The 15,227-nt window shown below is 41.7% G+C and carries 11 protein-coding genes; 3 read left to right on the top strand and 8 right to left on the bottom strand.

The genetic code is table 11. From position 1 onward, the window contains the following. Positions 1 to 27: 27 nt before the first annotated feature. The 7 genes from R2R35_RS13460 to R2R35_RS13430 form a co-directional block, all read right to left on the bottom strand. Positions 28 to 312: a hypothetical protein gene (locus tag R2R35_RS13460; protein WP_317730332.1), complete on the bottom strand. Its 285-nt coding sequence runs from the start codon at positions 310 to 312 to the stop codon at positions 28 to 30. A 262-nt stretch (positions 313 to 574) separates the two neighbouring features. Beyond that, positions 575 to 1,945, bottom strand: a complete 1,371-nt coding sequence (gene rlmD, locus R2R35_RS13455; protein ID WP_442872292.1) for a 23S rRNA (uracil(1939)-C(5))-methyltransferase RlmD — start codon at positions 1,943 to 1,945, stop codon at positions 575 to 577. A gap of 79 nt (positions 1,946 to 2,024) precedes the next feature. After that, on the bottom strand, positions 2,025 to 2,966 hold the full coding sequence (locus R2R35_RS13450) for a 3'-5' exoribonuclease YhaM family protein (protein ID WP_317730330.1): 942 nt from the start codon (positions 2,964 to 2,966) through the stop codon (positions 2,025 to 2,027). Between the two features lie 675 nt (positions 2,967 to 3,641). Beyond that, positions 3,642 to 5,402: a glycoside hydrolase family 13 protein gene (locus R2R35_RS13445; protein ID WP_317730329.1), complete on the bottom strand. Its 1,761-nt coding sequence runs from the start codon at positions 5,400 to 5,402 to the stop codon at positions 3,642 to 3,644. A gap of 234 nt (positions 5,403 to 5,636) precedes the next feature. Continuing rightward, positions 5,637 to 6,482, bottom strand: coding sequence for a sugar ABC transporter permease (locus R2R35_RS13440; RefSeq protein WP_317730328.1), 846 nt, complete (start codon positions 6,480 to 6,482; stop codon positions 5,637 to 5,639). Beyond that, positions 6,469 to 7,398, bottom strand: coding sequence for a carbohydrate ABC transporter permease (locus R2R35_RS13435; protein ID WP_317730327.1), 930 nt, complete (start codon positions 7,396 to 7,398; stop codon positions 6,469 to 6,471). Before R2R35_RS13435 ends, R2R35_RS13440 begins: the two co-directional genes overlap by 14 nt. Positions 7,399 to 7,443: 45 nt before the next feature. Next, positions 7,444 to 8,730 (bottom strand): extracellular solute-binding protein, encoded by a 1,287-nt coding sequence (locus R2R35_RS13430; RefSeq protein WP_317730326.1) that lies wholly within the window; start codon positions 8,728 to 8,730, stop codon positions 7,444 to 7,446. 465 nt (positions 8,731 to 9,195) lie between these two features. Here R2R35_RS13430 and R2R35_RS13425 point away from each other — a divergent pair, with 465 nt between their 5' ends. Next, positions 9,196 to 10,191, top strand: coding sequence for a LacI family DNA-binding transcriptional regulator (locus R2R35_RS13425; RefSeq protein ID WP_317730325.1), 996 nt, complete (start codon positions 9,196 to 9,198; stop codon positions 10,189 to 10,191). Between the two features lie 156 nt (positions 10,192 to 10,347). On the opposite strand, the gene R2R35_RS13420 is transcribed toward R2R35_RS13425, so the two are convergent. Beyond that, on the bottom strand, positions 10,348 to 11,694 hold the full coding sequence (locus R2R35_RS13420; protein WP_317730324.1) for a S1C family serine protease: 1,347 nt from the start codon (positions 11,692 to 11,694) through the stop codon (positions 10,348 to 10,350). A 373-nt stretch (positions 11,695 to 12,067) separates the two neighbouring features. Here R2R35_RS13420 and R2R35_RS13415 point away from each other — a divergent pair, with 373 nt between their 5' ends. Then, entirely contained in the window at positions 12,068 to 14,464 is a 2,397-nt protein-coding gene (locus R2R35_RS13415) for an endonuclease MutS2 (protein ID WP_317730323.1), read from the top strand. Between the two features lie 15 nt (positions 14,465 to 14,479). Beyond that, positions 14,480 to 15,196 carry a response regulator transcription factor gene (locus tag R2R35_RS13410; RefSeq protein WP_317730322.1) on the top strand — a complete coding sequence of 239 codons (717 nt, stop codon included), beginning with the start codon at positions 14,480 to 14,482 and terminating at the stop codon, positions 15,194 to 15,196. Positions 15,197 to 15,227: the final 31 nt, after the last annotated feature.

Raw genomic sequence — 15,227 nt, 5'->3', positions numbered from 1 at the left:
AAGTTACCATGGCCTTTCTAGGTACTTTCACATCATATACATTTCATTTTCAATACTCTCTGGAACCAAAAGACCAATATAAAGTACTTCTTTCAGGCAACGATTTCCAATATTGATTTCTTTCTGTAGTCTCTTCTTTTCCAGATTAATGTCATCCAGCTGTTTCCTGTATTCTTGTTCTGTAGAAATAATAGAATCCCAATCAATATTACGCGATGATTTTCTCTTAAACTCTGTTCGATTCAGATACAAGGATTTCTGTTTCTCTGTCAGCCTTTCCAACTCATATTTAGCTATTATCGTAGGTATCATGTGAAAACTGGCAAAAAAATAAGACCGCCTGCTTTCACATCAGAGATGTTGAAAACATGCGGTCATTCGGCTTTTTCGTTTAAAGTTGTTGATGGTTTATTTTACTAAAATAAATCGATTTATGAACGATATATTTTTGTGTCTACTCATACCAGTTCTATAACTACCGAGACTTTAATCTCGCCCAAAATCTTTTTTTCTTCCAAAATTTAATTTCCAGTGAACTTAAAAAACCCCGCAAAGTGCGTAACTCCAAGGATTTCTACATATTCACCTTTTGTAGACAACAGACGGTCTCCACATGTCCCGTATGTGGGAACTGGTCTACCGGCTGAACCTTCTTAAGTTCATACCCCCTGCTGCTAAGATACTTAATATCTCTCCCAAGGGTGGCAGGATCACAGGAAACATAAACAACTTTCTCTGGTGCCATCGCAACGATGGTATCCAGAAGACTTTCTTCGCATCCTTTTCTGGGCGGATCCACCACGATGACCTCTGCATAAATCTGTTCCTTGCTGTATTTCTCCGGAAGCACCTCTTCCGCCGCGCCAACAAAAAATTCAGCATTCTCTATCCCATTCAGCTTTGCATTCTCCCTGGCATCATCGATGGCCTGAGGTATTATCTCAACACCGTATACCTGCTTCGCTTTCTCTGCCAAAAATAAAGAAATGGTTCCGATTCCGCAATACAGATCCCAGACCGTCTCATTGCCTTTTAAATCAGCAAATTCCAGTGCCTTTTCATATAAAACTTTTGTCTGAACAGGGTTAACCTGATAAAAAGAGAGGGGTGATATACGAAATCTGACTTCCCCGATATAATCCGTAATATAAGGAGTAATAGCAGACTTATCTTTTTCCCAGCCCTCAGCCTCAAGAGACTTGTCCCAAAGCCCAATCACCTTATCCCCTAGTATGACATTGGACTTCTCCTTGTTGACGTTCAGGGAAATGCTCTTCATCCCCGGTATTTCCTTAAGTTTCTCTATCAACTTCTCCTTAACAGGCAAATCTTTACCATTAATCACAAGGCAGACCATAATCTCTTTGGTAACATAACCTACGCGGGTAAGAATATGCCTTACCAGGCCTTTATGCGTCTCTTCGTCGTATATGCTGATATTCTCTTCCTCCAGAAATTTTCGGACAACTCTTATAATATCCTCATTTTCCTTCGCCTGAATACAGCAATGCTCCGTATCTATAATTGAATGGGTACCACCGGCATAGAAACCAATGGCTACCTTTCCATCTTTATTTCTTCGTACCGGGAATTGAGCTTTGTTACGGTAATAATAAGGATTTTCCATCCCAATAATGGGGTAAAGGGTATATCCCTCTGTAATCCCTCCCAGCCTTTCAATACAGTCAGTTACTTTCTTTTGTTTTCTGTGAAGCTGCTCCTTATAATCCAGGTGCTGCAACGTACAGCCGCCGCACTGAGTGGCAATGCTGCACTTGGGTTCCACCCGGTAGGGTGAGGGTTCTATTATTTCCATAAGCCTGGCGTAACCGTAATTCTTTTTACACTTCATTGCTCTGACACGAACGGTATCACCAACTAAAGCATTCTTAACAAATAAGGTGTAACCCTGGTATTTGCCAATACCCTCTCCGTCATTTCCCATATCCTCTATGGTTATGGTGCACTCTTCATTTTTCTTTAAGACAGTATCTTCTTTCACCGTTTATTCCTTCCGTTACATCTTAAAAGACAGTCCTTCTGATATTGGATTCGAACAATCTGTTCATACCAAGCCAGGTAGCTTTTTCATCTCCACCGTTTAAGAATTCCGTCATAGTCTGAAGCTTTGCATCCGTATTGTCTGCAAAATTAAGTGCCAGTGCTTCAATAATAGCAGGTTTTTTAGGAGAACCGTATTCCAGCTCACCATGGTGTGCAAGGATACAGTGTTTTAGCTGAGAGGCTAAGGCAGGCGGGAAGCCAGGTATTGTTTTGATTCTGGCACTGATAACTTCCGTGCCGATATAAATATGTCCCAGCAGCTGACCATCATCGGTATAATCATTCTCCGGAAAACGAGACAGCTCTTCCATCTTTCCGATATCATGGAACATGGCTGCGGCAACCAGTAAATCTCTATTTAATAGCGGATAATGGTCTGCATAATAATCACATAGTCTTACCACACCTAAAGTATGCTCTAAAAGACCGCCAACAAAACTATGGTGTACACTTTTAGCCGCAGAATGTCTCTTAAACCTGTCCGCAAAATCAGAATCCTCTACAAAAAAGCTCTCTAAGAGTTTTCTAAGGTTGTTATCTTTTGTTTTACTGATATATTTTAACAGCTCACTGTACATCTCATTGATATTTTTCCCCGAAGTAGGCACAAAATCCGCCGGATCATATTCTCCTTCATGACTTCTGCGGACTCTCTTGACATTAAGCTGAATTGCCCCTTGAAAATTCACGACCTGCCCCTCTACGTGAATGTATTCCATGCTTTCAAAATGGTCGATACCTTGGGATAACTCCCATACCTTACCGTCCAATGTTCCAGATTTATCCTGTAGCAGCAGGGAATAGTAACTCTTGCCAGCCTTCGTCTTTAGTGATTGCTTTGTTTTGCACAGATAGGTTTCAGAAATCATTTCCCCATCTCTTAAATCATTAATGTATCTCATCCTAACCTCTTTCTAAATAACCATTTTACTCCGCTCTTTATTATCATATTACGTTTTTTGTCAGAGTAACACAACTCCTTCTGAGTTTTCTGTATGACTCATTATAACCTATGGGTTACGTCATTTCAACCGCTTTAGAAACATTGAAAAAGGACTGTCCTAAAATGCAGCTTTTCGGAAAGAATTTATCTCATCAGCAATTTACCTGACCTCCGATAAGATTTATCTGCTGTAAACGTACATAAAAAGCCCGCTTTCAACACAAATCACATCATCTGTCAGCCAAAATGCCAGGAGGAAAATCATATCCGCAAATCTGTATTCCTGTAACAGCCCTGCTAAACAAATTTAAAAACACATTCACTTTATAACATACTACTCTACTGATTGCTAATCTATAAAAGCTTGCAATTATCAGCTTTTCCTTTTAATGAAATCAACTTTGTAAAATAACTACTTTATAAAATATCTACTCTTTAATATATACTGTTTAATATAATTACTCTATAAAATAATTACTCTAAAAAATATTTATTCTATAAAAATATTTACTCTATAAAATACCTTCTCTACAAAATATCTTCTCTATAAAATATCTTCTCTATAAAATATCTTCTCTATAAAATATCTTCTCTACAAAATATCTTCTCTACAAAATATCACTCTATAAGACATTTACTCTATAAGATAAATACCAAATCCAAATGCTAAAATCGTTGCCTGGTTTCTGTCTCTGTCCATAACGTTATACTCCAGTAATTTCACGGCATTTTCCGGAATATCTGTCACTTCCTCCTGTTCCCCGGCATTTAAACAAACAAGGATTCTTGAACTTAAGCCTCTTCGGACAAAGGAATACAACCTGCTTCCTTTCTCTGCCTGAACAGCCTCATACCCGGCGGCAGCGGTAATATATTTCTTCCTTATGGAAAGAACCTCCTTTATAAATGCTTCAAAGTCCTCGTCCTTGCTCTGCCACTCCATAGGCTTTCTGTATTCTGCTTCTGTTATCCCGAAAATTTTCTTCTCATCTCCGTAGAACAGGCTGGGAACGCCGGGAAACAGCATCAGAAAGATATAGGCAAGCTTCCACCTCCTCATATCCTGCCTGCAAAGAGACAGGAATCGCGGCACATCATGGGTATCCAGTAAATTCAGCTGCCCCAGTGCGATGTTAGTGGGATACCGAAGCAGCATGGCTCCAATGTCTCCGGCAAACTGAAAGGCATCCCTGCTGCCAAAGGCAAAAAACTCTCTGCAATGTTTTCTAAAATCATAGTTCATAGTGGAATCAAAGGCATCTCCCCTAAGCCAGGTTTCTGCATTTTCCCACACCTCACCGATTAGTACTGCCTCCGGATTTTCCTCCCTGGCCGCCTTTCGAAACGCTCTCCAGAAATCTCTTGCCACCTCATTTGCAACATCCAGACGCCAGCCATCTACCTTATATTCCTTAAGCCAGTGCCTGCAGACTCCAATAAAATATTCCTGCACTTTCAGGTTAGAGGTATTGAGCTTTGGCATTTTCTTCTCATAGGCAAAGCAGGCATATTCCGGTATCTCACCGCTCTCCGGCCTGATAACCGGAAAGGTAAGGTCATAAAACCAGTCTTTGTATATTGATTTCTCCCCGTTCCTTACTACGTCATCAAAAGCAAAGAAATACCAGCTGCAATGATTAAAGACACCATCAATAACAATGCGCATCCCCTTACTGTGAATTACTTCCACCAACTCTTTAAATTCTTTATCACTGCCAAGACATGGATCGATATGGTAATAGTCCAGCAGATCATATTTATGATATTCTCCTGCCGTAAAAATGGGATTCAGATAGATGCAGTTAAATCCCAGTTCTTTCATATAATCAACATTTTCCTTGATTCCCTGTATAGTCCCGCCCAGGGATCCCTTTGATAAGTTTCCATCTTTTAATTTAAGCTGTTTCTCTGTTCTATTTAAGGTTTCTTTTCCAGTGGCAAAGCTGTCAGGAAAAATGTTATAGACCACTGCCTCCTTAAACCATTCCGGTACCACCGGTATTTCCTCTCTCAGGATAAAGGGATACTGATAATATTCACTGCGCCCTTCAATGAACCTGCCTTCCAGTGTTATATCCGGTAAGTCTCTGGTAAATCTATCGGCGTAATAATATACCCAGTCCTCTCCTTCCTCCAGTTTGAAATAATAGCATACCCTGTTAAAGGTTGTATCAAATACCGCCTCATAATAAGCAAAAACTTCGTCTTTCACAACAACCTTCATGGGCAGACGGGTAAATTCCACCGGGCTCTTGCTGCAGGCTCTGTCCCCGATGTATAAACTGCAGGTGATTGTGTCTTCCACTGCTGCCCTTAAACGAATGGTCATATTAAACTCGCTGTTTGGAAAAGCATACTGAGACTGAGGAATATGTAAAATTGCACTTTTGTTCATTTCTGTATCCATCTATCGCAGGCGCACCTGGGATATAGCCAAAATAATAATTGAAAGAATTACGATGGCTTCCTTTCTATGTTTGATTTTCTTCCAATCCGGATGCCACAGCAGCCCCATGGGGAAATTAATGATATAATCAGTTGAATCGCTTTACCTCCTGGCTCTCTGCACTGCATTATTGCAGCAGGCTAAATTTACTTCAGCCTCTAGCCTTATCCCTGATACATTTACCTACCCCTTGACTCCTCCGGAGGTCAGGCCGGATACCATATATTTCTGAATGAAAAAGAAAATAATAAGGATCGGAATGGACACCAGGATGGCTGCTGCTGAAAACATGGACCAGCTCCTGCCGTAATCTCCTGTCTGTAACTGATATAGACCCCCAGCCAAAGAATAACTTCCTTCGCTTAGCATAAAGGTGGTCGCAAACAGATACTCATTCCATACAAAAATCAGGATCATAACAGAGGTTACAATAATCGCAGGTCTTGCCAACGGAAGAATAACAGCTGCTAACAGTTTCAAATTTCCGGCTCCGTCGATTTTTGAGGCTTCTTCGATTTCAAGGGGTATCGTATCAAAATACCCCTTCATATTCCATATTCCAAAAATACACATGGAACCCGCATAGATAAGAATCAAACCTAAATGTCTGTTTAAAAGTCCCAGTTCCTTAAACAGCCTGAACAAGGCAAACATAGATAATATCTGAGGAAAAGCATTTAAAAGCAACAATAGCTTAAGTACGCCTCCCCTCCCTGGAAATCGGAAGCGGGAAAAAGCATAAGCTGCTTCAACAGAAACCCCCATGGCAATGACCATTGTACCAAGGCTTAAGATAAATGAGTTCTTGAGCCAGATAAGAAAAGGCTCTTCCGTTATTATGGCTTTAAAATTATCCAGAGTTGGATTACTCGGAAGGAAGGTAATGCCTGATGATAATGCTCCGCCTCCTGAACTTAAGGAAAGCGAGAGGGCATAAAGTATTGGAATCAGCCCCAAAAAACACAAACATAGAAAGACCAGGTTCAAAACAGAATAACCTACTGCTTTTCGTACTTTATGCTTTGTCATATGCCCCTCCTTTCTTCCTCAACGCCATCTCTCCTGTCTCCTTTACTCCCCGGTTGGTAAAGAGGGAGAGTGCAATAATAATACCAAATATAATAATAGATACTGCCGAAGACAGTCCGTAATTGTTTGAAACAAATGCATTCTGATGTGCATAAGTAATAATTGTCTGTATCGTCGCACCTGTATAGGCACCTTTTTGCATGGTCAGCAGATAGAAGATATCGAACTGCTTAAAAGTGGTAAAGGTCGTCATTATCACAGCCGGAGCCATAATCGGCTTAATAAAGGGAATCGTAATATGCAGATTCTGCTTCCAGAACCCCGCACCATCAAGTTTTGCACTCTCGTAATAGCACTTATCTATGCTTTGCAGGGCTCCGTCTATCATCATAATCATAAAGGGAAGAGCCATCCATAGATTTAAGATCATACAGGATAGAAACGCAGGTATATTCTCAGAGAGAAAATTCACCTTTGACAGTCCAAGGGCTGACAGGCATTTATTGAATAATCCAAATTCCGTATTGAACATACCAACCCGCCACAGAAGTATGGATACGTAAGCAGGCATCGCCCAGGGAAACATAAGTAATGTCTTATAGAGCCGCCTTAACTTTAGTCCCGGCGCATTAAGTCCCAAGGCGATAAAATAAGACAGTACCAGCTGTAATGCCATATTAACAGCCGTCCAGAGAAGGGTGGTCAATAGTGCCTTTAGAAAGCCGGAATCCACCTTAAACAATGCCCTCTTAAAATTCTCCAGTCCAATGACCCGGTAATCCAACCAGTGAAACAGATTCATATTGGTCAGTGATATAAACCCAGTATAAAGGATGGGGAATACGATTATGATTCCAATGAGAATCATTGCCGGAGATGAATACAGCCATGGCTGATACTTCTTTTTTCCTTTCATTCTATAACTTCCTTCCTGCACGGTGATGTCTGCTTCTATTGCTGTTTACTGCATATCGGCAATGGCGGTCAAAGCTTCCTGCTGATATTTATCTGCTGCTTTATCCAGATCTTCACCGGATTTATTGACTGCTGCCAGAAGAGATTCCGTAGGTGCCCACATTACTGTAAGCTGTGGTATATTAGGCATAGGCTGTGCTGTTTCAGCAGTCTGTTTCATGGTTACCACCATCTCATTGGCAGCAACTTCAGTATCTTCATAGGCTTTCACGTTGGCCGGTGCACAGTTGGATTTTTTAGCAAGTTCTGCTCCCAGCTCTTTTCCGGCAAGTGTTTTCAACACCTCGCCAATGGCATCCTTTTTGGCTTCAGCGGCATATTTCATAACACATACTCCCTGTACTCCTGCAAAAGGTGCTAAGTTCCTGCCATTAGGCAATGTAAAGTCTGCCAGAGACTTATAGCCAAGATTAATACCGGCTTCTTTGATACCGGATATCAGCCAGGGACCGCCAATTATGGCTGCAGCTTTTCCTTCATTAAACAAGGTAGTTACTGTATTGTAATCTCCATCCGCCTGAAGCGCTGCAAATTTTTTGTTATAATCAATCGCTTCCTTGGTAGCCGCGTTATTAAGACCAGGTTCTCCCTCTGCACTAAGGATAAATCCACCAAATCCGTTAATAAAAGGAGAGACATTATACGCTGTGGAATGCTGATTCACTACTGCATAAGTGCCTGCTGCCGTATCGGTATTCTCTTTCATGTACTGGTATAGCTCTTCCGTAGTATTTGGTACCTCTCCCTTCCACAGGTCTTTGTTATAAAGGAACAATAAGGTTTCAAAATATACGGGTAACTGATACTTCTTCTCTTTGTATGTACCTGCCTGCACCGTCATAGGTAACAGTTCCGACAGACTTTCATCCCCAATGACATCTGTAATGGGAGCAAGTATCCCCATTTCTGCAAACATTCCAACCGAGTCATGTGCATAAAGGTACATATCCGGTCCGTTTGCCGCATCTGTTCCATACAGTTTGATCTGGTCGGTCAGTCCGGCTTTTTTCTCAAAGTTAACTGTAATCTTTTTGTCTTTTAAGCTTTCATTGAGGCTCGTCTGGATAATCCCCATAATGGCTTCATCGCCGTCATGCCAGATCTTAAGCTCCACAGGTTTTGTCTCTGTCGCTTCCTTAGAGTCCTGATTCTCACCTGTTTCACTTCCCGTTACTTCCGGTTCCTTTACAGAACTTACCGTGTTGTTCCTGCTACACCCCGCCAGGCTCATAATAAGCAATACGCACAGCATGGCCTTAACAATTTTCTTCATAATTACCTCTCCTTCTGCCGTTACAGCGGCACTGAAATTCTCTTCACACAGCCTGATATGATGCCTTTTTCTGTTCCCATTCCATGCACATCCGCTAGCAGATGTGCACTGTCACAGCTTTGCGTGTGTATTATGCTCTTCCATAATTCACACGAACACCCATGCATACCGCAAGTCTGCCTGCGGTATTGCCTGAACAGAAAGTACAAATCCCTTATTTCACACTCGCTTCCATTGCAGGTGTCCCTGCTTGCAGATGTGGCACTGCCATAAAGCAGGGTGCTTAACATTTAGGAAATCGCTTTCCTGTACCATTTCTAAAAACAAGCTCAATTCACGTTTGTTTGTGTTATTTTTACCATACAAAAGCATTTCAGTCAATTATGTTTTAGTAAAATTAGTTGACTTTGTTAGGAAACCGCTATACTATAATAGAAAAACTGTATGTATTTAAGGAGGGCTACTATGCCTATAACCATTGGTGATGTTGCAAAAGAAGCTGGTGTTTCTATTTCTACGGTTTCCAAGGTACTGAATAACTGGACCACCATATCTCCGGCTACTGCTGAACGGGTACAGGAAGCTATCCGTAAACTAGATTACACCCCTAATTCCAGAGCCGTCAGCTTTGCACGTCAGGCCACCAGGAATATTGTGTATTTGACCTCTCTAAATAAAGATGAGGCCTACCATAACCCACATATGTTCGACATCATGTGCGGAGTTAACAGAGTCCTGTCCGAAAATAATTACTCCCTGACTCTGGTGGATACCTCAGCAGACTCAGAAAAAGGAGAATCCGTAGCAAATGTTATGTCCAAGAAATGCGCTGACGGCATGATAATTCATGGTTCTGCTATCAATAAAGAAATAGCAGACCTGATAACCAGGCAGCAATTTCCCCACATCTTGATTGGTCATCCAGGGTTTGACTCCCAGCTATGCTGGGTAGATACCAACCACGCTCTGGCAGGTCAGACTGCCGCTGAATATCTGATTTCCTGCGGTTATGGTGATGTCGCATTTATTGGTGGCAAGAAAACCGACTATATTTCCACCCAGCGCCTGAAGGGTTTTCTTGGCGCTATGCATCAATACGGCTATCTGGTTGGAGCAGATAGAATCTGCTATACAGATTCTGGCAGAGAGGAAAGTTATCAGGCTGCACTCACTCTGTTAAAGGCAGCAAAACCTCCCAGAGCTATTATATGCGAGAATAACACCCTTGCCTTAGGCACTGCCAAAGCCATAGAGCAGCTTAATTTAAGAGTCCCTGAGGACCTTGCCTTTGTTATATTTGACGTATACCCTTATTCCAAAATCCTTGACCCCAAGCCAGTTGTAATTGATATTAATGTATATGATATGGGTATCCAGGCGGGTGATATGCTCCTGCGCAAACTCAAGAACCCCTCTCTCCAGATTCAGACCTATACCACACTCCCAACAATAAACGCCTAGAAGGAAATAATTTTCAAAAAAATAATAAATAACGGCCTGGATACGGTTTGTTGGAACCCGAAGAAACCAAAACTTATTTATACCCGCAAAAATGCCGGACAGATACATAGCAGTTCTGTCCGGCATAAATCATATCTTGAATCCAATAGCTTGGATTTATTTATTATTCACTTTTCCAAGGACCACTGATAATTTCATTTCCTTGGGTTCCTCTTTTATCTTTCGCTGTATGGTTACTTCAACGGTTTCCTTTGGTTTCAGGGACGTAATGGTATTGTTAAATACAGCCACGCTGCTGATTGGTACGTCGTTAATAGCGATTATCATATCTCCGCTCTGCAGACCGCCTTCAAGCGCTGGTGAATTACCCTCTACCTCTGTTACACAGATTGCATGTTCAAGATTTTCTTTCTTAAGCTCTTTTTCGCTCATATCACCGCTCTTAATGCCAAAATAACTGCGTTCCGTCTGATTCACCATGCTCTGTATGCTTTTCTTGATTTTTGATATTCCGATTACCGTATTTACATTCTGATTCTGCTCATCCTTTAATTTACTGGTTATAATACCAATAACCTCACCGGACATGTTTACAATTACACCATCACTTTTCTCGTTATAATTTATGTCGGTATTGAACAGATCAATCTTATTGTCAGTTATGTAAATACTGGAATCTTTGCTGGATATAATACCCAGTTCCATGGAACCCACATAGCCGTTTGGACTGCCAAGAGCTATCACTGGCGTACCCACCGTCAGAGAATAAGATTCCCCAAGCTTCGCCGCCTCCAGGTTCGATTTCATTGCATCCGGTATATCTTCAAGGCTAACAGCAACTACAGCCAGATTAAGATCTTCATCATAATCCTGAAGCCGTGCCTTTACCGACAACTCATTGTTTAGCTGCAGTTTAAGATTATCCTGTAATTTATCATAAGTCGCCAATATTAGGATATCCACCTCATTATTGGCTATAATCAGTCCTGTAGTTGCCCTTGTTACATCATAATTTTCATTTTCATTTAATTCATCCACCTTACTGCTGACATTAATGATATTTACAATGGATTTATTAACGCCGGAAGCTATATCTTTTATTTCTGCATATATGCTGGCTAAATCCTTAATATCTGCCTGAATATGAGTGGTCACATATACCGTTTCCTTCTTATCATCATCCTTATCCGACTCCAAAGGGGTAGGCGTGGGTGTCACAGAAGGAGTAGGAGTACCGGAAGCTGTCGCTTTTCCTTCATCATCCGGTGTAAGTGTCGGGAATTCCACTGTCTTTTTATCCGTACCGTCTCCAAGCAGCTTAACAATAAAAGGATTCGCCAAATAAAATACGACTGCAGCTACTAACGCGAATACACAAGCTAAAATAATCGTCCACAGAAGCGACAGCAGCATACGAACCTTTCTGCTCCTTCTTTTGGACGATATCTGTTCCTGTATAAATAAATACTCGTTGGATTCCTTATTGTATTTATCCTCTGACATTTTTGATTCTCTCCGGCTTTTAGTCTAATATTTTGTACATGATGGGACAATCCGTATCCTTATTTTATCACGGACTTATGAACATTGTATGAATGAATTGTAAACAAACGGCAGATAGCGGGTAATTTTCAATTTAATAGTTTTATTTTTACCGTAAATAAGGTAAAATAGGGGACGTGGGAGCTGACAAATACTGCAACTTTTAATCCTTAAATTGAAACCGTCCAACATCAATGTCCCGATCAGCACATTGGTTCAACGAAAAATCACAAGGGTTTTTCTGTTCGGTTTCCTCAGATGATCCGGCATCTGAGACAAAAGAGATGTATTCCTCAGATTTTGTGCCGCCAAAAGCGGCAGAATGGAGTAATGTATGAACGAAAAAGCACTAAAAACACTGGAATATTATAAAATCATAGAAAAATTATCAACTTATGCAGGCTCGGGTCTGGGTAAAACCATGTGCAACAACCTGCTGCCTGTAAACGATATAGAAGAAATCAGAAAATCCCAAAAAGAAACCTCTGATGCTCTCTCAAGAATCTTAAGAAAGGGCAGTCTTGGTTTTTATGGTGTCCATGACATCAGAGGCTCTCTTAAGAGATTGGAGGTCGGTTCAGCCTTAAGTGCCGCCGAACTCCTCTCTATCTGTTCCGTCCTTGATGCCACCTTAAGAATTCGTTCTTATGGTGTAAAGGATACCGGGGACTCTGAAACTGGTGAGAAGGACATCGATTCCCTGGAAGAGATGTTTCGCTCCCTGGAACCCATAACCTTGTTAAACAACGAAATTAAGCGTTGCATCTTAAGCGAAGAGGAAATAGCCGACGATGCCAGTCCAGCCTTAAAAAGCATCCGCAAATCCCTAAAAATTACCAATGACAAAATAAGAGACCAGTTAAATTCCATCGTGAATTCCTCCGGTTCCAAAAATATTCTTCAGGAGAATATCGTTACCATGCGTAACGGCAGATACTGTATACCTATTAAACAGGAATACAGAGGCCAGTTCCCCGGCATGATTCACGACCAGTCCTCCTCTGGCTCCACTCTCTTTGTAGAACCTATGGCCGTTGTGAAGCTGAACAACGACCTGAGAGAACTGGAGATCAAAGAATTACAGGAAATCGAGCGGATTTTAGCAGACTTAAGCGAACAGGCAGGCCAGCACGCGGATAAGCTGTACAACAATATTAAGATACTGCCTTTACTGGATTTTATCTTTGCAAAAGCTACTCTGTCCAAGCAGATGAAAGGAACCGAACCGGTATTTAATGACAAGGGTATCGTTAATATCAAGAAAGGCCGTCATCCTCTGATTGATGGAAAGAAAGTAGTGCCTATCGATATCAACCTCGGAAAAGACTTTAACCTTTTAGTAATCACAGGTCCTAACACCGGTGGTAAGACCGTATCCTTAAAGACAGTAGGGCTCTTTACCCTCTTAGGTCAGGCAGGCCTTCATATTCCTGCCTTTGATGGCTCTGAACTGGCTGTATTTGAAGAAGTATATGCAGATATCGGAGATGAGCAGAGTATCGAGCAGAGTCTTAGTACCTTCTCTTCCCACATGACCAATAATGTAACGATACTTGAGAAAGCCAATTACAAATCCCTGGTGCTCTTTGACGAATTAGGTGCCGGAACAGATCCCACAGAAGGTGCAGCTCTTGCAATGGCTATTCTCAATTACCTTCATAAAAAAGGTGTACGTACAATGGCTACCACCCATTACAGCGAGCTTAAGGTCTATGCATTGACCACAGAAGGAGTAAGCAATGCCAGCTGTGAATTCGATGTAGAAACCCTTCGTCCTACTTACAGGCTTCTTATCGGTATTCCCGGCAAGAGCAACGCTTTTGCCATCTCCTCGAAGCTTGGACTTCCAAATCATATCATAGAGGATGCCAAAGGCCTCATTGGTATGCAGGAGAAGAGCTTTGAAGATGTAATATCCGACCTTGAGAAGAACCGCATGGAAATCGAACGGGAGAAAGAGGAAATCAATTCTCTAAAACAACAGGCCAAGGAACTGCAGGCGAAATTAGAGCAGCAAAACGATAAGCTGGCAGCGGCCAAAGATCGTATCCTTGCAGAAGCCAATGAAGAAGCAAGAAAGCTCCTTCAGGAAGCCAAAGACGTAGCCGACCGAACCATTAAGAATTTCAACAAATGGGGCCTGGAAGGCGGCCTGGGTAAAGATATGGAAAACGAGCGCGGCAAGGTCAGAGACCTTCTGTCTAATGCAGAAAGCAAACTGGCCATAAAGGGCAAACGCAAATCCCAAAAGACTGCAAAACCCAGTGAATTCAAGATTGGAGAAGCAGTTTATGTAATCAGTCTTGGTTTAAAGGGTACCGTAAGTACTCTTCCCAATGCAAAAGGTGATTTATATGTACAGATGGGAATCTTAAGATCCCAGGTTAATATAAGCGATCTTGAGTTAATTGATGAACCCGATGTTACCGGACCCAACATCACGAAGTCCGGAAGCGGTAAGATAAAGATGGCTAAAACCCTCCACATCAGTACGGAGATTAACTTAATCGGTAAGACCGTAGATGAAGCTCTGTCCATGCTGGACAAATACCTGGATGATGCCTACCTTTCCCACCTTCCTCAGGTAACCGTTATACACGGCAGGGGAACCGGCGCACTGCGAAACGCCGTCCAGTCCTTCTTAAAGAAGACCAAGTATGTTAAAACCTTCAGAGAAGGTGCTTTCGGAGAAGGTGGTCAAGGCGTTACCATCGTAGAATTCAAGCAGTAAAGAAAGGAGTCATTTATGGCTGCCAAGCAGAAAATTCTCATAGTAGATGATGATGTAAATATTGCAGAGTTAATCTCTCTCTATCTGACGAAGGAGTGCTTCGATACCTTAATGGTGCACGACGGAGAAGAAGCCATTACCAAGTTCGCAGAATATCAGCCCAATCTGATACTGCTGGATCTAATGCTTCCGGGTATTGACGGTTATGAAGTATGCCGTGAGATCAGAAAGAATTCTTCCGTCCCAATTATCATGCTCTCTGCCAAAGGTGAAATATTTGATAAAGTATTAGGTCTGGAGCTGGGTGCGGATGATTATATCATAAAACCATTTGACTCCAAAGAACTGGTAGCAAGGGTTAAGGCAGTTCTAAGACGCTTTCATCCTGCCGTAAATCAGCCGCCTGCTCCTGCAGCTCCGGAACAAACCGGTGATTATGTTTCTTACCCCGACCTTATTATTAATCAGAGCAACTATTCCGTATTATATTTTGGTGGTACCATAGAAATGCCTCCCAAGGAGCTGGAGCTATTTTACTTTCTGGCATCCCATCCCAATCAGGTATTCACAAGGGAGCAACTCTTAGACCATATCTGGGGATATGAATATATTGGTGATACCAGAACAGTAGATGTGCATATTAAGAGGCTTCGTGAGAAGATCAAAGACCACACCTCCTGGAGCTTATCCACCGTGTGGGGAATTGGTTACAAATTCGATGTAAAAAAATAATGAGCGATGCTAGGGTTTGTTTTTATCTGCT

Source organism: Anaerocolumna sp. AGMB13020 (assembly GCF_033100115.1).
In the GTDB taxonomy this organism is placed as follows: Bacteria; Bacillota; Clostridia; order Lachnospirales; family Lachnospiraceae; genus Anaerocolumna.
This window is presented reverse-complemented; position numbering and strand designations above follow the sequence as displayed.